The organism is Neisseria sp. P0001.S007 (genome assembly GCF_051963655.1).
In the GTDB taxonomy this organism is placed as follows: Bacteria; Pseudomonadota; Gammaproteobacteria; order Burkholderiales; family Neisseriaceae; genus Neisseria; species Neisseria subflava_A.
The window spans coordinates 46,878-63,328 of record NZ_JBQCUB010000013.1; the positions used below are offsets into that span (position 1 = coordinate 46,878).

Annotated in this window: 15 protein-coding genes; 4 read left to right on the top strand and 11 right to left on the bottom strand. The window is 48.6% G+C overall.

Annotated elements, in window-relative coordinates; genetic code table 11:
- Positions 1-74 precede the first annotated feature (74 nt).
- The gene (locus tag ACTHRE_RS10530; RefSeq protein ID WP_070461657.1) at positions 75-848 is read right to left on the bottom strand and encodes a FadR/GntR family transcriptional regulator; all 774 of its coding nucleotides are present in this window, start codon (positions 846-848) and stop codon (positions 75-77) included.
- A 393-nt stretch (positions 849-1,241) separates the two neighbouring features.
- Between ACTHRE_RS10530 and ACTHRE_RS10535 the strand changes: the two genes are divergently transcribed.
- The 3 genes from ACTHRE_RS10535 to ACTHRE_RS10545 all read left to right on the top strand — a co-directional run bounded on the left by ACTHRE_RS10535 (position 1,242) and on the right by ACTHRE_RS10545 (position 6,118).
- Positions 1,242-2,885: a lactate permease LctP family transporter gene (locus ACTHRE_RS10535; protein WP_070461656.1), complete on the top strand. Its 1,644-nt coding sequence runs from the start codon at positions 1,242-1,244 to the stop codon at positions 2,883-2,885.
- A 197-nt stretch (positions 2,886-3,082) separates the two neighbouring features.
- Positions 3,083-3,930 (top strand): IS630 family transposase gene (locus ACTHRE_RS10540; protein ID WP_377073245.1). Its coding sequence is split into 2 segments (ribosomal slippage): positions 3,083-3,398 and positions 3,398-3,930, totalling 849 coding nucleotides; the frame shifts between segments, so codons are not numbered across the junction.
- A 211-nt stretch (positions 3,931-4,141) separates the two neighbouring features.
- On the top strand, positions 4,142-6,118 hold the full coding sequence (locus tag ACTHRE_RS10545) for a TonB-dependent copper receptor (RefSeq protein ID WP_440345057.1): 1,977 nt from the start codon (positions 4,142-4,144) through the stop codon (positions 6,116-6,118).
- 127 nt (positions 6,119-6,245) lie between these two features.
- Here ACTHRE_RS10545 and ACTHRE_RS10550 read toward each other — a convergent pair whose 3' ends face one another.
- From ACTHRE_RS10550 to ACTHRE_RS10565, 4 genes are all read right to left on the bottom strand, one after another.
- A complete protein-coding gene (locus tag ACTHRE_RS10550) occupies positions 6,246-7,583 on the bottom strand; it encodes a sodium-dependent transporter (RefSeq protein WP_049344650.1) in 1,338 nt (445 codons plus the stop codon).
- Between the two features lie 266 nt (positions 7,584-7,849).
- Complete coding sequence (locus ACTHRE_RS10555) at positions 7,850-8,755, bottom strand: metal ABC transporter solute-binding protein, Zn/Mn family (protein WP_049323129.1); 906 nt, start codon at positions 8,753-8,755, stop codon at positions 7,850-7,852.
- A gap of 79 nt (positions 8,756-8,834) precedes the next feature.
- On the bottom strand, positions 8,835-9,710 hold the full coding sequence (locus ACTHRE_RS10560) for a metal ABC transporter permease (RefSeq protein WP_003747573.1): 876 nt from the start codon (positions 9,708-9,710) through the stop codon (positions 8,835-8,837).
- Between the two features lie 76 nt (positions 9,711-9,786).
- The gene (locus ACTHRE_RS10565; protein WP_188208635.1) at positions 9,787-10,512 is read right to left on the bottom strand and encodes a metal ABC transporter ATP-binding protein; all 726 of its coding nucleotides are present in this window, start codon (positions 10,510-10,512) and stop codon (positions 9,787-9,789) included.
- A 270-nt stretch (positions 10,513-10,782) separates the two neighbouring features.
- Here ACTHRE_RS10565 and ACTHRE_RS10570 point away from each other — a divergent pair, with 270 nt between their 5' ends.
- Positions 10,783-11,079: a DUF2288 domain-containing protein gene (locus tag ACTHRE_RS10570; RefSeq protein ID WP_377073250.1), complete on the top strand. Its 297-nt coding sequence runs from the start codon at positions 10,783-10,785 to the stop codon at positions 11,077-11,079.
- A gap of 66 nt (positions 11,080-11,145) precedes the next feature.
- Here ACTHRE_RS10570 and apaG read toward each other — a convergent pair whose 3' ends face one another.
- The 6 genes from apaG to hpnD form a co-directional block, all read right to left on the bottom strand.
- Positions 11,146-11,514, bottom strand: a complete 369-nt coding sequence (gene apaG, locus ACTHRE_RS10575; protein ID WP_003682575.1) for a Co2+/Mg2+ efflux protein ApaG — start codon at positions 11,512-11,514, stop codon at positions 11,146-11,148.
- 92 nt (positions 11,515-11,606) lie between these two features.
- A complete protein-coding gene (locus ACTHRE_RS10580) occupies positions 11,607-12,095 on the bottom strand; it encodes a phosphatidylglycerophosphatase A family protein (RefSeq protein ID WP_254324593.1) in 489 nt (162 codons plus the stop codon).
- The gene (thiL, locus tag ACTHRE_RS10585; protein ID WP_377073252.1) at positions 12,088-13,044 is read right to left on the bottom strand and encodes a thiamine-phosphate kinase; all 957 of its coding nucleotides are present in this window, start codon (positions 13,042-13,044) and stop codon (positions 12,088-12,090) included. Before thiL ends, ACTHRE_RS10580 begins: the two co-directional genes overlap by 8 nt.
- 187 nt (positions 13,045-13,231) lie before the next feature.
- Positions 13,232-13,951, bottom strand: coding sequence for an SDR family oxidoreductase (locus ACTHRE_RS10590; RefSeq protein WP_003682583.1), 720 nt, complete (start codon positions 13,949-13,951; stop codon positions 13,232-13,234).
- Positions 13,952-14,046: 95 nt separating this feature from the next.
- Positions 14,047-15,354: a hydroxysqualene dehydroxylase HpnE gene (hpnE, locus tag ACTHRE_RS10595; protein WP_377073254.1), complete on the bottom strand. Its 1,308-nt coding sequence runs from the start codon at positions 15,352-15,354 to the stop codon at positions 14,047-14,049.
- Positions 15,351-16,199, bottom strand: a complete 849-nt coding sequence (gene hpnD / locus ACTHRE_RS10600) for a presqualene diphosphate synthase HpnD (protein WP_377073256.1) — start codon at positions 16,197-16,199, stop codon at positions 15,351-15,353. Before hpnD ends, hpnE begins: the two co-directional genes overlap by 4 nt.
- Positions 16,200-16,451: the final 252 nt, after the last annotated feature.

Below are 16,451 nucleotides of genomic sequence, written 5' to 3' on the forward strand. Positions count from 1 at the left end.
TGTGGCACTAAAAAGCCTTATTTGCAAAATCAGGCCGTCTGAAAAAATTCAGACGGCCTGATTATTTTTAAACGCTACCAATCTACCCGTTTCAAATCATTTTGCGCCAATACGTCCGCATGCTCGCTGTGGCTTTGATATTCCCTGTCCTGCAAAATGCGGCGGGCGACATAATTCAAATGCAGTTTTGCCGCTTCCGCCGCCTCGGCTGGTTTGGCCTGGACAATGGCTTCAAAAATAGCACTGTGCTGGGCAATCAGTGTCGGGCGCGGGTCTTCGGTTTGATGGATATAGATAATGCCGCTGCGTGTTTGCTGATAAAGCATTTTGAGCAGGCTGCTGGAAAGGTGGCTGAACAGGATATTGTGTGCGGCATCGGCAATGGTTTGATGGAAGCTAACGTCTGCTTCGGCTTGATGCTCCAAATTTCCGCTTTCGCAGGCCGCTTCAAATTTCTGCCGCCAAAAGTCAATCCGTTTCAAGTCGGCGTCAGTCCGTCTTTCGGCGGCCAGTGCCGCCATACAGCCTTCAACGTGACAGCTGAAATCGAAAACGTCGGTTTCCCAGTTGGTATGTTTGCCGAGCAATTCCTGCCAGCTTTGGAGGAAATCTTGTTGCGGTTTGACGGAAACGTAATAGCCATCGCCCTGACGCGCTTCCAAAACCTGCCGCGCAATCAGGATGTTCAGCGCGACCCTGACCGAGGGGCGCGATACGCCGAATTCTTCCGCCAAGGTACGTTCGGGCGGGATTTTGCCGCCTTTTTCGTAAACGCCAGTCGCAATCCGTTCTTCTAATATCGACAATATTTGGTCGCTGATTTTTTGTGGCCGAACCAGTTTTGTCATTGTAATTCCTCTTTTTCTTCATATTTTCCTATGAAGAAGACTCAAATCCGATAATGTGATGCGGCAGGTCGTCTGAAATGGCAATCTGCGTCAAAATTGGCATGACCAAATTGGTGTGCCCAATGTCGCGGTATTCTAATTAACCGGCCATATCCCGTCAATATGGCTTGTTCTACCCGAATATGGTTTAAAACTATATCGGGTTACATTTTTACAATTCATATAATGTTTTGTTTTATTTAAAATTAAATAACAATTTTGCACTTATGTAGCAAGGTTGCTTAAAAAAATAATTGACTGCCATATTAAAGTTTCGTAAAGTGTCCTCCGTTCAAAAAATTGGTTTTACCAATTTAGGAAAGTATATTAGAAAAATATTCGGAGATTTTCCCAATGGAAACTTGGATTCAAAACTATACCGCAGTGGGCGGCAGCCTGTATTTGACGGCAGCCGTGGCCCTCCTGCCCATTATCTTTTTCTTTGTTGCACTGACCGTCTTGAAGCTCAAGGGTTATCAGGCGGGGCTTTATACGCTGCTGATTGCACTTGGCGTTGCCGTATTAGGTTTCGGAATGCCTGCGGGCATGGCGGTTTCTTCCGCGCTGTACGGCTTTGCCTACGGTTTGTGGCCGATTGCATGGATTATCGTTACTGCTGTGTTCCTGTATAAAATTACTGTGAAAACAGGGCAGTTCGACATCATCCGCGCTTCCGTGATTTCGATTACCGAAGACCAACGCCTGCAAATGTTGCTGGTTGGCTTCTCCTTCGGCGCATTCCTCGAAGGTGCGGCAGGCTTCGGCGCGCCGGTGGCGATTACCGCCTCGTTGTTGGTGGGCTTAGGCTTTAACCCGCTCTACGCCGCCGGTTTGTGTTTGATTGCCAATACCGCACCCGTGGCTTTCGGTGCGATGGGTATTCCAATCTTGGTTGCCGGTCAAGTGTCCAACCTCGACCCTTACCACATCGGTCAGGTCGCCGGCCGCCAACTGCCGATCCTGTCGATTATCGTTCCTTTCTGGTTGGTCGCCATGATGGACGGTATGCGCGGCATACGCCAAACTTGGCCTGCCGTATTGGTGGCAGGCGTGTCTTTCGCCACTACCCAGTTCATTACCGCCAACTTCATCGGCCCCGAGTTACCCGACGTGACCTCCGCATTGGTCAGCCTGGTCTGCCTGTCTGCCTTCCTGAAAAAATGGCAGCCTAAAGAAATCTTCACCTTCAACGGCATGAAAAAACCGTCCGAACGCAAAGCGGGCGAATACACTGCCGGGCAAATCATCAAAGCCTGGTCGCCTTTCGCCATCCTGACCGTTTTCGTCAGCGTGTGGACGATTAAGGGTGTTAAAGAGGCTTTGGGCGTTGCCACCATCAAATTCGACTGGCCGATGCTGCACAACTTGGTACAAAAAGCCGCGCCCATCGTCAGCGAACCGACACCATACGCCGCCGTGTTCAAAATTGACCTCCTCGGCGCAGTCGGTACGGCAATCCTGTTTGCTTCCATCGTTTCCGCCGCTTTGCTGAAAATGAAACCCTCCGAAGCCGTCAGCACTTTCTTTGAAACGCTCAAAGAACTGCGCCTGTCCATCCTGTCTATCGGCTTGGTACTTGGCTTTGCATTCGTGGCAAACTATTCAGGCCTGTCGTCCACATTGGCACTCGTCCTCGCCGCCACCGGCACCGTGTTCCCGTTCTTCTCGCCGTTCCTCGGCTGGCTGGGCGTATTCCTGACCGGTTCGGACACCTCCGCCAACGCGCTCTTCGGTTCGCTGCAAGCCAGCACCGCGCATCAAATCAACGTCGTACCCGAGCTGACCGTCGCTGCCAACACCACCGGCGGCGTGACCGGCAAAATGATTTCGCCGCAATCCATCGCCATCGCCTGCGCGGCAGTCGGTCTGGAAGGCAAAGAATCCAACCTGTTCCGCTTCACCGTGAAACACAGCTTGATTTTCTGTACCTTCGTCGGCCTGCTGACCCTGCTGCAAGCTTATGTTTTGCCGTGGACGCTGGTTTTCTTCAACAAATAAGCCAACCGGCTTGAAATAAAAGGTCGTCTGAAATCCAATTTGGGTTTCAGACGACCTTTTTGTCGTTGTGGGCGTGATCGGGTTTACCGTCATTTCCGTTTCGTTTAAACAGTAGGGGAATGCGTGAATCGAAGATGGCTTAAGTTATAGTCAATTAAAAACAAAATGGTACAATACTCAACTTTGAAGGTTTAACCATGGCATACTCTGCGGACTTAAGAAACAAAGCTTTAAACTATTACGAACAATGCAAAAACATCAGCCAAACCGCAGCAACGTTTAACTTGTCAAGAAACACGCTTTACCTGTGGATTCGCCTTAAAAAACAAACAGGCAGCCTAAAACATCAAGTTACCGGTCTAAATGCCGTCAAATTGGATAGGCAAAAACCGGCTCAATATGTTGGGCAACACCAGGATGCCTATCTGCATAAAATCGCCAAACATTTTGATTGTACGCCAGCCGCCGTTTGCTATGCACTCAAACAGATGGGGATGACGCGCAAAAAAAGACCACCACTTACAAAGAACAAGATCCGGCCAAAGTAACGCATTATTTGACACAGCTGGCCGAATTTTCCGACTACCAACGCGTTTATTTGGATGAAACAGGATTTGACCGCTACCTGTTCCGTCCCTATGCCCGCAGCCTGAAAGGGCAAATAGTGAAAGCGCAGATAAGTGGAAAAAGATACCGACGCTTATCTCTGGTGTCCGCACAAGTCGGCAACCGGCTGATTGCTCCGATGGTTTATCAAAATACGATGACCGGAGTCTTTTTTGAAGAGTGGTTTCAGCAATGCCTACGGCCCGCATTGACTCAAAAATCGGTGATTATTTTAGATAATGCGCGATTTCACCGTATGGGTGTCTTACGGGAAATGGCGGAAAAATTGGGACATAAGGTATTGCCTCTTGCACCTTATTCACCTGAGCTCAACCCGATTGAGAAGGTGTGGGCGAATATTAAGCGGTATCTGCGAACCGTATTGTCTGATTACGCCCGATTTGACGATGCGTTACTGTCCTATTTTGATTTTAATTGACTATAATTCAAACACATTCATTTTTATTGATTAACCTCACCAATGTCTTCAAATCAATATTTTGGTATGACCAATCTTAATAAACAACCTATACGCCAAAAATCTGAAAATATTGATTTAGATTAAAATCCCACTGCTTCTATTTCACTAGACTTTATGTATAATACCTAGGTATTAGTTAATATAATTCCTAATAATAGAGAGAAACGATATGAAATACCCACCATTACTTATCTTGCCTATCGTCTTAGCCGTATCCCAAGCATGGGCAGAGACTAACCCTACACCTGAAGAAACGGTTACCCTTTCCCCTGTCACCGTCACCGGCACACAACAAGAAAAAGCCAATCGCGTTACTTTCAACCCCAAAGCTGCTTTGCAACCCCTCCCTGCCGGAGACGGGGCAGACCTTTTACAATCCGTGCCCAACATGAGCATCATCCGCAAAGGCGGCAGCTCGGGCGATCCGCTGTTCCGCGGTTTGGGCGGCTCGCGCCTCTCCGTCAATGCCGATGACCAGTTTATTTATGGCGGTTGCGGTATGCGCATGGACCCGCCGACTGCCTATATCCACCCCAATTCGTTTGATAAAGTTGTCGTTACCAAAGGCCCGCAAACCGTAACCCAAGGCATGGGATTGGTCAGCGGCTCGGTGCAATTTATCCGCAAAGACCCTGATTTCACTGAAAAACCTTACAACGTTAACGCTACCCTGACGGCAGGCAGCAACGACCGTCTTGACGGCTCGTTGGAAGCCGAGTTCGGCGGCAAATACGGCTACGTCCGTACCAATATCTCCCATAACGAAGCCGACGATTACAAAGACGGCGACGGCAACCGCATTCACTCCCACTTCAAACGCGACAGCCAAATGTTGCAACTGGGTGTTACTCCGACAGAAAACACCACCATTGCCGGCACATACGAGCGCAGCAGAGCCAAGGTTGCCTACGCCGACCGCATGATGGACGGCAGCAAATTCGACCGTGATGCGTGGAATATCCGTTTTACCCAACGCAACCTCACACCATGGTTCAGCGAGTTGGAACTGCGCCACGGTAAAAGCGAAATCGACCACGTGATGGACACATACAGCCTGCGTACCATCTACAATCCTGCCGGCAAGCAGATTAAAAATGCCAACAACCCTAAACGCAATACCGATACAGGCCGTCTGAAAGCCACTTTCGATTGGGACAAGCTCAACCTGCAAACCGGTTTGGATTATTTGGACGACGTCCACGTCGCGCGTCATGAGCGTGGCGGCGACGGCTACAGCCACAAGCCTTACATGCCCAACCAAAGTTTCAAACAATGGGGTATTTTCACCGAAGCCTCTTGGCAACAAACCGACAATCAACGCTGGGTAGCAGGTTTTCGCCATGACCAAGTCAAAGCGCATTACGATACCGCGCGTGTTACCGACCCCGTTTTGAAACATCAGAAATTCAATTTGAACTCAGGCTTCCTGCGTTGGGAAAGAAATACGGACAACGGTCTGAAATACTATGCCGGATTCGGCATTGCCGAACGCGCGCCTGACTACTGGGAACGCCTGCACTCTGAAAACAAAGCCATCCGCGCAGAGCAAAACCGCCAAATCGATGCAGGCGTAATCTGGAAACGTCCTAATCTCCACGCATCCGTATCCGTATTCGGCAGCGACATCAAAGACTTCATCATGATGGAGAGCAAAGACAAGATTTTCAACGTGCGCAACATCAACGCTTCACGCTTTGGCGGCGAAGCCGAAGTCAAATGGACATTTGCGCCTAACTGGGAAGTCGGCACCAGCCTCGCCTACACCCACGGCAAAAACCGTACCGACGGCAAACCTTTGGCACAAACGCCACCGCTCGAGTGGAACAACACCCTCGCCTTTGACAACGGCAAATTCAGTGCGGGCGCATTATGGCGCGTCGTGGCCAAACAAAACCGTTACAGCAAAGGCCAAGGCAATATCGTCGGCCAAGACATCGGCGCTTCTTCGGGCTTTGGCGTACTCTCGCTCAACGCTGGTTGGAAATTCAGCAAATACGCCACATTACAAGGTGGCGTGGACAACGTGTTCAACAAAAACTATGCTGAATTCGTCAGCCGCGGCGGCGACCCGTCTGCCGGTACACAAACCATGCGCGTGAACGAACCCGGCCGTACTGCATGGCTGAGACTGCAAGCGAAGTTCTAATCAGCCTCATGCGTATATAAAAAGGCCGTCTGAAAAATTTTCAGACGGCCTTAATATTTTTAATGATGTTTTTAAACAAACAGTCCGGCGAAACAATGCAACGCCGGACTGTTTGCTCTCTATCGGATTAAATCAAACCCAAAGAGTTGATGAACACGACAATAATCGCAATCGGCGCAAGATAGCGAAGCGCACCCAACCACAGGTAAAGCAGCTGTTTCGGAATGGTGCTGCCCATGCCCGCATCACGCAGGACAGACTGTTTGTCCTGAACCCATGATGTAAACACGGCAACGCTCAATGCGCCAATCGGCATGATGACGGCAGAAATAATGAAGTCCCACAAATCAAAAATAGTTTTTCCGAAAATCTTAAAATCGCCCCAAACGCCAAATGACAGCGCCGAAGGAATACCAACTATGAAAATCGCAATACCGGTTACCCAAGCGTGGCTGCTGCGCTTTTTCTCGTCTTGGCGGATGGTTGCCGCGATAACGGTTTCCAGCATGGAAAACGCGGAAGTCAGCGTCGCAAAGACAACCAACAGCATAAACACGGCAAACAAATACGTACCCATCGGCATTTTCATGAAGACCGCAGGCAACACGACAAAAATCAAACCAGGGCCTTGGCCGGGTTCAAAACCGAAGGCAAATACCGCAGGGAAAATCACCAAACCGGCCAGCAGCGACACAAACAGGTTCATCCACATAATCATATGGCCGGAGCGGAACATATCCTGATCCTTACCCAAATACGAGGCATAGGTAATCATCGCGGACACGCCAATACTCAACGCAAAAAATGCCTGACCCAAAGCAGTCAGCATCGTACCCGGTTTCAAATACGACCAATCCGGTTTCAACAAGAATGCCACGCCCTCCATTGCGCCGGGCAAGGTCAGCGAACGGATAGCCAGCGCGATAAAAAGGATAAACAAACCCGGCATCAACACGCGGTTTGCCTTTTCAATGCCGTCTGAAATGCCGCCTTTAACCACCCAAATGGTAATCAGCATGAACAAGCCTTGGTAAAACAGCGAACCAAACGGTGAAGAAATCGTGTTGCCGAACAAGGCTTCAAAGTCTGCGCCGGCATGAATTTCACCGGTAAAGCTGTGCACGACGTAGTTCAATACCCAGCCGCCGACCACGCTATAAAACGACAGCAAAATAAAACACGCGGCCACACCCATGCGGCCGACCCACGGCCACTGCGAACCCGGGCGCAATACTTTAAAGGAATCAATGGCGTTTTTACCGCCTGTACGGCCGATGTAAAACTCAGCCAGTTGAACCGGTAAAGCCACCAAAATGGTGAAAATCAAAAACAAAAGAAAGAATACGGCGCCGCCGTTGGTACCGGCTGTATAAGGGAATTTCCAAATTGCACCCAAACCGATGGCCGAGCCTGCCGCAGCAAGCACAAAGCCGATTTTGGATGACCAAGACGAATGATTGCTCATGATGTAAGTTTAAGAAACGTGAAGATGCCGAATTGTAACAGGGTGAAGTCAAGCCGTGAGTGGCTGACGGACAGCCGATAAGCAATTCGCACGGATGGTGCGTACTTATCAAGCAAATTGGCATGAATTTTTGATAATTAAGCTTTTAATAGCACAAAACTAATTTTTATATTTTAAATTTGACGATTTGTTTTAAAAATAAGCATATAAAAGGCCGTCTGAAACCTTGTTTCCAAGTTTCAGACGGCCTTTATCTTGAAACCGTTTTATTTTTTCATGGCATCAGTCAAAACTTTGACATTGTAGCGGTACATGCCGATGTAACTGTTGGCCGGTGCGCCACCCAGTGCATCGGAATACAAACGTCCGCTGACATTGACGCCGGTTTCTTTGGCGATACGGTCAATCATGCGCGTGTCTTTGATGTTTTCGGTAAAGACGGCTTTAATGCCCTCGCGTTTGATTTGACGGATGATGGAAGCCACTTGTTTGGCAGACGGCTCGGCTTCGCTGCTCACGCCTTGAGGGGCGATGAATTCAATATTGTAGCGTTTGCCCATGTACGTGAACGCATCGTGTCCGGTCAAGACTTTACGCTTGGCGGCAGGTACGGCATTAAAGGCAGCCTGCGCATCGCTGTGCAATTTTTTCAGCTGCATTTGATAGTTGCCCAAACGTTGCTGATAGTAGGTTTTGCCTTCAGGGTCGGCTTGAATCAGCGCATTGGCAACGTTTTGCGCATAAGTACCCATCAAGACGGGGTCGGTCCAAACGTGCGGGTCAAATTCGCCGTGATCGTGATGATGGCCTTCATGATCGTGGTCATGATGATGGCCGCCCTCTTCTGCTTTCAAAGCCTGAATGCCTTTGGTCGCTTCGGCGAAAGGCACTTTGCTTTGTTTAACTGCGCGTTGTACATCGGCGGCTTCCAAGCCCAAGCCGTTGAGCAATACCAATTTTGCGCTGCGGATTTTTTTGATGTCGCCGCTGGTCATGTGGTAGGCATGGCTGTCTTGGTTGGCACCCACCAAGCTTTGAACGGCCACGCGGTCGCCGCCAATCTGTTTGGCCACGTCGCCCAAAATGCTGAAGCTGGTGACAACAGGCAACGGAGCGGCATAAGCGGCACCGGTCAATAATGCGGCAACGATGCCGAGTTTCCAATGTTTCATATTCTCTCCAGTGATATAACGTAACATTAACATCATCATAAGACAGACTGTCTGATTATTCAAGCGGCCGTCTGAAAAATCATGCCGTGCGGTGTTTCTTGCGGCGCAGCCATTTTGCCAAAATGCCGCCTTCCCAACCGAACACGACGGAAATCAGGTAAAGCGTGCCGCAGCATAAAATAATCGCCGGGCCGGACGGGATTTCGATATGGTAGGAAAACAACAATCCTGCCAAGCCGCAAAGCAAAGCCAATGCGACCGACAAAATCATCAGCCAACCCATGCTTTTCGCCCACAGTCTGGCAGTAATCGCCGGCAACATCATCAAACCGACCGACATCAGCGTACCCAATGCCTGAAAACCGGCAACCAGATTCATCACGACCAGTACCAAAAACAACACATGCCAAAAGCCGCCCTTACCGCCGACAGCCTTGAGGAACAAAGGGTCTATGCTTTCCAACACCAGCGGGCGGAACATGACCGCCATCAGCAAAATAGTGACACTTGCAGAAACGGCAATCAGCTGCAAAGCCGGAATATCCACCGCCAAGACCGAGCCAAACAGCAAATGCAGCAAATCGACGCTGCTGCCGTTTTTGCTGACCAAAACCACACCGATGGCGAGGCTGCTCAAATAAAATGCGGCAAAGTTCGCATCTTCTTTCAATGAAGTAAACCGGCTGACTAAACCGGCCAACAAAGCCATCAGCAAACCGGCTGCAAAACCGCCAACACTCATCGCAGGCAAACTCAAACCGGCAAACATATAGCCAATGGCCGCACCGGGCAAAACCGCATGGCTCAAGGCATCGCCCACCAAACTCATGCGGCGCATCACCAAAAATACACCGACAGGCGCCGCGCTCAATGCCAGGCAGAAAATCGACGCCAGGGCATAGCGCATAAAGTCGAATTCGACGAACGGCGCGACGACCAAATCATATAAATCCATGTTTTATCGCTTTTTTATTAATCTCTGAAAGCCTGAGGCCGTCTGAAAAACACTTACTTTCAGACGGCCTTGTCCATTAAACCGCGCACCAATCGGCCGCTTCCTGCTTCTGCATCATTCGGTTGGCCTGTGCCAAAAATTCATCGGTCAACACATTTTCCGTCGCACCGGCTGTCACTTTTTCACGCGCCAAAAGCAGCGTGTTGGCAAAATATGCCCGCACCTGCTCGTAATCATGCAACACGGCAATCACTGCCTGACCGTCCTGATGGCACTGGCGCAAAACTTCCAACAGCGCATAAGTCGTCCGCGCATCCACCGCGTTAAACGGCTCATCCAGCAGCAAAAATTTGGCATCCTGCACTAGCATCCGCGCAAACAATACGCGTTGGAATTGGCCATTGGACAAGTGCGCGATTTGGCGCGTGGCAAAATCCTGCATTTCCACGCGTTCCAAAGCCACCATCACGCGCTTTTTCTGCGCCGCGTTCACACGCCCGAAAAAGCCGATTTCATACCACAGCCCCATCGCTGCCAGTTCAAACACCGTCATCGGCTGGCTGCGGTCAATGTCCGACTGCTGCGGCAGATAGGCAATATCCTTGCGTGCCATATTTTCATAGCGCACGCTGCCCGTATCCGTCTTCTGCAAGCCCATAATGGCTTTGAGCAGGGTCGATTTACCCGCGCCGTTCGGCCCGAAAATCGTCCACATCTTGCCATCTTCAAACACCATATCGACATGGTGCACCACCGGCCTGCGCTGATAGCTGACCGTCAGATTTTCCACCACGATACTCATGGCGATACCGCCCAAAAATATACAGCCCACAACGCTGCCAATGCGACAAGCGCAATCAGCAGCCTTTGCAGCAATCCGGTCAACAATACAGAATTCATAAGCCTAAAACCGCCCTTGTCCGAATACGGACAACAGGCCGTCTGAAAGAAAATTAAAACATTAAAATGATACTGTATAACGTTAACCCTGTAAATTTCTTTCGTTTTCAGACGGCATCGGGTAAAAGGCCGAATATCGGTTACAATCCATTTTTTATTTGATGATTATCCTATGTCTATTCCACTCTTAAACGAAAAACTCAATACCGAAACCGCCCGCATTTCATGGGAAGAGCTGCAACCCCACTTCGCACGCGGTGCCGCCGTCTATGTGGCACCTGATTTGGATTTGATTGCCGTCGCCCACCATGTTGCCGAAGATGAAGCCGCGCCATTGAAACAATGGATGGAACAAGGCAAATTCGGTGCCGTCAGCGATGATATGGCGCGCACATTTTTAGCGGATAAGCAAGAAATGTGGGCGGTTGTCGTGGCGCCGTGGGTATTGGTACAGCCTTGCAAAGACTGATAAGGCCGTCTGAAAAAACAAAACCGGAACATGCGAAATGTTCCGGTTTTTCATTTTTCAGACAGCCTATTGCAAAGTAAAGCCTGCTTTGAATTCAAGCTTCGGCACCCCGATAACGAAACGTTTGCCGATGCTGTCTTCAAACTCATACGCGCCTTCGATGCTGCCCCAAGGCGTGCTGATTTGCGAACCGCTGTTGTACTCATAGGCTTCACCCGGGTACAAAACAGGTTGCTCTTCAATCAAGCCGGCATGTCCGACCTGCTCTGTCTCACCGTGTCCGTCGGTGATTTCCCAAAAACGCTGACGCAAAGTAATGATTTCATCACTGCGGTTGCAGATGGTAATCAGATAATTGAAGGCGTAGCGGTCGCGGTAGACGTCGCTTTGGCCGGCCATATAACGCGGCTCCACGTTAATCTCGATTTCGTTCATAATTGTTCACCCGTATATTTATTTTATTTAAAACCGGATAATTCCGGCGTGCCCGCCCTATTTTTGCAAAGGGTCGAAACACTTAAAACGCATCACGCAATCCAATAAAACAGGCCCAAGACCATCAAGGTCATCGCAGCCGCAATCAAATCATCAAGCATAATGCCTAAACCTCCATGAATCCGCCGGTCAAACCATTTGATCGGCCATGGTTTCAACGCATCAAACAAGCGGAAAATAATAAAAGCCGCCAGCCACCAGCTCCATTTAAACGGAATCAGTGACAGCACCAGCAGCATCGCGACAATTTCATCCCAGACGATACCGCCGTAATCCTGAATACCCAATTCCCTCTCGGTATAACCGCAAATGCGGATACCCCAAAAAAACAAGGCGATACACAATAAAAGCAATATCCAGCCGTCTATGCCCAACAGGCACAATACAAAAGCCAGAGGTAATGCTGCCAGCGTTCCGGCCGTACCCGGCGCAACCGGCGACAAGCCGCTGCCAAAACCGAATCCTAAAAAACACAATGGTTTGTGCAACAGCCAAGAAAAAGTAGGTTTACGTTCAGCCAAAATGATCAAATCCTAAAGAAGTCAGTTCCAATACGCCGCCTTCGGCATCCAAAATATTCAGACGGCCTGAGTCAGTAATTTTACCAATTCGGGCGACCGGTACGCCACTTTGTTCCGCTACCTGATAAACGCGTTCCCTATCTTCTGGAGCAGCAGTAAAAATCAGTTCGTAATCATCGCCGCCGGCCAATACTGCCGACAACCATTGTTCGCGCGACAAAACGTTTTTCAATTCAGGCAACGACGGCACACAATCGGCAAATATTTCCACCCCGACAGAAGAGGCTTTTAAAATATGCCCCACATCTTGAGCCAGGCCGTCTGAAACATCTTGCGCAGCATGGGCAAACGGCAACAATGCCTGACCCAATGAAACGCGCGGCTCCGGACGGAGCAATTTCTCATCGCAAACCGCCATGATTTCAGACGGCAATTGATAATGCCCCAGATGTTTGTTCAAAGCAGCGGCAGCCAAACCCAACCGACCCGATACCCAAATATCGTCGCCGACTTCAGCCGCATCACGCCGCAGGGCATGCCCTGTCGGAACTTCACCTACTATCGTTACATTAAAGACCAAATCGCCTTTGGTGGTATCGCCACCAATCAACACCGTATCAAAACGCGTGGCCAAAGCAAAAAAGCTATCGCAAAAGCGTTTGAGCCAGTCTTGATTCAATTCAGGCAGCGCAGCACTGAGCAACACCCAACGCGGCTTGGCACCCATGGCGGCCATATCGGATAAATTTACTGCAAGCATTTTCCATGCCAAATCTTCGGGCAAAACATCTTCAAAAAAATGTCTGCCTTTGACCAACATATCAGCGCTAAAACATAAATCAAATCCGTTACTTGGGCGAATAATAGCGGCATCGTCCCCTATACCCAAAATCAAACCTTCCGATTTTTGTCGCTGCAAATATTGTCTGATAAAGTCAAATTCCGTCATATTTATCCAATATAACTATAACTTAGATTACTATATCTAATTTTGTGCCAGCCTGATGTTTGCCTGTTAACACGTCAAACATCAAACTTCCATATTATTTAGATATAAAACTCAATAAGTTAAAGGCCGTCTGAAAATACAGATTTCAGACGGCCTCATGTTTTCAAACCACTCTGAGCAGGTATATTTACAGATAGACGATTTCGCCTGTCCGCCCCCTGCTCTCTTGGCTTGCCCACCAAATAAATTGCGGCAGGACATCTTCGTAGTTTTTACGTTCGCTTTTCGATTCACCCGGATGCGATTTAATACGTTGCGGCGAATTGATAGCACCCGGCACCAAAACATTGGCACGCAGGTTGTCAAAACGTTCCCACTCATCCGCGGCCACTTTACACAAATAATTGAGCGCGGCTTTGGAGGCACCGAAACCGCCCCAATAGGCCTGCGGTTTCTCACCGTGGCTTTCGCCGACAAAAATTACAGAAGCGTCTTCGGATTGCTTCAACAATGGGAACAGCGCACGAGTCAAGCCCATAGGCGCAACGGTATTGATGCGATATTGGTTGACCCATTCCGATACGGTTTGAAAGTCCAATGGCGACAAGGCATAGAAATAGCTGGCACAATGCACCACGCCATCCAATTTTCCGCCGGTTGCTTCATCAATAGTTTCCGCGAATTGCTTAAACTCTTTCTCCTCCGCGCTCATTAAATCAAAGCAGATGGCAAACGGCTCAGGGCTGCCCGCAGCCACAATGGCATCATATACTTTTTCCAAACGCTTTTGATGACGCGCCACCAAAATGACAGTCGCTCCGGCAGCCGCATAGGCTTTGGCAACCTGCTCGCCCAAGCCTTGGGATGCGCCGGTAATCAAGATCGTTTTGTTCGCTAATGTCGTCATGATTTTTCCTTGAACTTTATGGTTTCGGATATTGTATCGGCTTGGTAAGTTTTGTAAAGTCAAAAAGGCCGTCTGAACATTCAGACGGCCTCAGTTTATTCAACCTGCAAATCCAGCATAAGCTTTTCAGCCGCGGCAAAGCCTGACTGAACCGCAGCCTCCAATGTTGCCGGATAGCGCGGATGGAGATAATCGCCGGCCGGATAAATACGGTGATGGTGCAACCATGAGAAATCTGGTTGTACAAAATCAACCGTTGCCGCCGTAGTCGCGCGTTTTTCCGTAATAATGCGTACGGCTTCAGGTTTGCCCAAATCCGGACAAACCCGCTTAATGTCCGCATGAATTTTCTCGGCTAAATCTTTATCCTTCCAAGCCTCAGTGCAATCGGAAACGCTGATAACAACAGCAACTTCATTATCCGGCAAACCCAACGCCCCCCGATGCAGCACCCATTGCGCCGTACCATCAAAAAACCCGGTTAAAGGTGCAGGCAGTTTGACTGCTTGGGCATAACGCAAATAAACCGTGGTAATCGCATGGTAACTCAACGATTGATAGGCCGTCTGAATATAGTCAGGCGTATCTTCAGGCAGAAGCGTGTCAACATGATATGGCGCAACAGCCAAAATCACCGCATCAAATACTTCACCATTAATTTCAATTCGGCCATCAATATGATGGTTTAAATGTGAAACACGAGTTTCAAGATGTATTTTTGCACCATTCTGATGCAGAAAATCCAAAGCCGGTTCGGCTACGATCTGCCCTAAATCCTGCTTAGGCAAAAGATAATCGCTGTTCGCCTTTTCAGACCACACGCCATCATTCAATACATTACATAAAATGCGTAACGATGCCTGTTCTAATGGCGTATTTAAAGCACCCCAGACCAAAGGTTGCCAAAATTGGCCAAGTAAGCTGCGAGGAACATTTCGTGTTCTCAACCACTTTGCAACCGTCAAATCGGTTTTATGATGAGCTGCCCAACGGTGCAATGCCGACATATCCGACAGCAATTTGATTTTCAATGAAAAAGAAAGATTTTTAGCACGCAGGATGCCGACAAACAAATGCCAAGGCGCAGGCAGAGAGGCCGTCTGAAACTGTAATCCTTCATGGATGTACCATTGCAAAGGCTGGTGTAAAAAGGCTGACTCGGGTTGAACGCCAATATGTTGCATCAAAGTTTGAACACCATGATACGCACCCAACAAGATATGCTGCCCATTATCCAAAAAGCTGAATCCATCATCTTTCCCAGCTAAGGCACGCGCCCTACCGCCAGCCTGTCTCCCAGCCTCAAACAAAGAAATATCAGCTCGATCAATCAGGGAAACCGCCGCAGACAAACCTGCCCAACCGGCACCAATCACAGCAATTTTTGGACGCTTAGTATTCATGGTTTAAATCCAAACAGCCAAGTTTTCAAAGCAATACGTTTTTTACGGGGAGAAGGAATCGCAATTTTATAAGTCAAAACATTTTGCGCACCATCACGGTCAATTTCATTCAACAACGCATAATAAATAGCCGCCATAATCAAGCCGACTTTTTGCGATTTCTTATCCTCAGCCGGCAAAAGCAACATCGCTTCACGATAAGTTTCACGCGCCCTATTCACTTGAAATTGCATCAATTTTGCAAAATTATCTGTCGGTTTGCACTGCATGATTACGTTGGCAGGCACGTCAAACTTCTGCATTTCCTCTATCGGCAGATAAATTCTTCCCTGTCGCGCATCTTCACCCACATCACGAATAATGTTCGTCAACTGCAAAGCCAAGCCCATTTTGTCTGCATATTCCAAAGTTTTCGGATTGGTAAAACCTAAAATCCGCGCAATAAGACAACCCACTACCCCGGCAACACGGTGGCAATACAGCTTTAATTCATCAAAACTACCATAACGAGCCTGCTCCAAATCCATCTGCATGCCATCAATCAAAGCTTCAAATTCATTCTTCGGCAAATCAAAATTTGCCCGAATATCTTTTAAAGCTTGATGAACGGGATGCTCAGGCATCTCATTATTAAATACTTTCTCCAAATCACTGCGCCACCAATTCAACGTTATCTGAGCTACATTTGGATCGGTACAGCCATCAACCACATCATCTAGTTCGCGACAAAAAGCGTATAAAACAGTGATTGCATTTCGTTTTTCTACCGATAAAAAACGAAAGCCGGATAAAAAACTGGAATGGCTTTCTGCAGCCTTTTGATGACAATAATCCAAAGCAAGCACTGTGTATCCTAAAAAATATCGTTATAAATAATTAACAGGGATTTTATCTGTATTTAAAAAAGTACGCCAATATCAAAAATTCATCTTACAACAAGGCCGTCTGAAAGCTATTCTTAAGTATCTTTCAGACGGCCTAATATCCTACGTCGCCAATATCGAAGCCAACAGCATCACCACCAACAGCTGTATCAAAGAATACCCCCTCTGCACAGTTGCCCTATTCCGTTTTCCGTCAAATGCTTTTAAGTACAT

Excerpts from the sequence above, each read along its gene's own strand:
- ACTHRE_RS10560 (WP_003747573.1), bottom strand. The coding sequence starts at position 9,710 with ATGGATTTATATGATTTGGTCGTCGCGCCGTTCGTCGAATTCGACTTT.
- ACTHRE_RS10570 (WP_377073250.1), top strand. The coding sequence starts at position 10,783 with ATGTCTATTCCACTCTTAAACGAAAAACTCAATACCGAAACCGCCCGC.
- thiL (WP_377073252.1), bottom strand. The coding sequence starts at position 13,044 with ATGACGGAATTTGACTTTATCAGACAATATTTGCAGCGACAAAAATCG.
- hpnE (WP_377073254.1), bottom strand. The coding sequence starts at position 15,354 with ATGAATACTAAGCGTCCAAAAATTGCTGTGATTGGTGCCGGTTGGGCA.
- apaG (WP_003682575.1), bottom strand. The coding sequence starts at position 11,514 with ATGAACGAAATCGAGATTAACGTGGAGCCGCGTTATATGGCCGGCCAA.
- ACTHRE_RS10530 (WP_070461657.1), bottom strand. The coding sequence starts at position 848 with ATGACAAAACTGGTTCGGCCACAAAAAATCAGCGACCAAATATTGTCG.
- ACTHRE_RS10565 (WP_188208635.1), bottom strand. The coding sequence starts at position 10,512 with ATGAGTATCGTGGTGGAAAATCTGACGGTCAGCTATCAGCGCAGGCCG.
- ACTHRE_RS10545 (WP_440345057.1), top strand. The coding sequence starts at position 4,142 with ATGAAATACCCACCATTACTTATCTTGCCTATCGTCTTAGCCGTATCC.
- ACTHRE_RS10555 (WP_049323129.1), bottom strand. The coding sequence starts at position 8,755 with ATGAAACATTGGAAACTCGGCATCGTTGCCGCATTATTGACCGGTGCC.
- ACTHRE_RS10550 (WP_049344650.1), bottom strand. The coding sequence starts at position 7,583 with ATGAGCAATCATTCGTCTTGGTCATCCAAAATCGGCTTTGTGCTTGCT.
- ACTHRE_RS10535 (WP_070461656.1), top strand. The coding sequence starts at position 1,242 with ATGGAAACTTGGATTCAAAACTATACCGCAGTGGGCGGCAGCCTGTAT.
- ACTHRE_RS10590 (WP_003682583.1), bottom strand. The coding sequence starts at position 13,951 with ATGACGACATTAGCGAACAAAACGATCTTGATTACCGGCGCATCCCAA.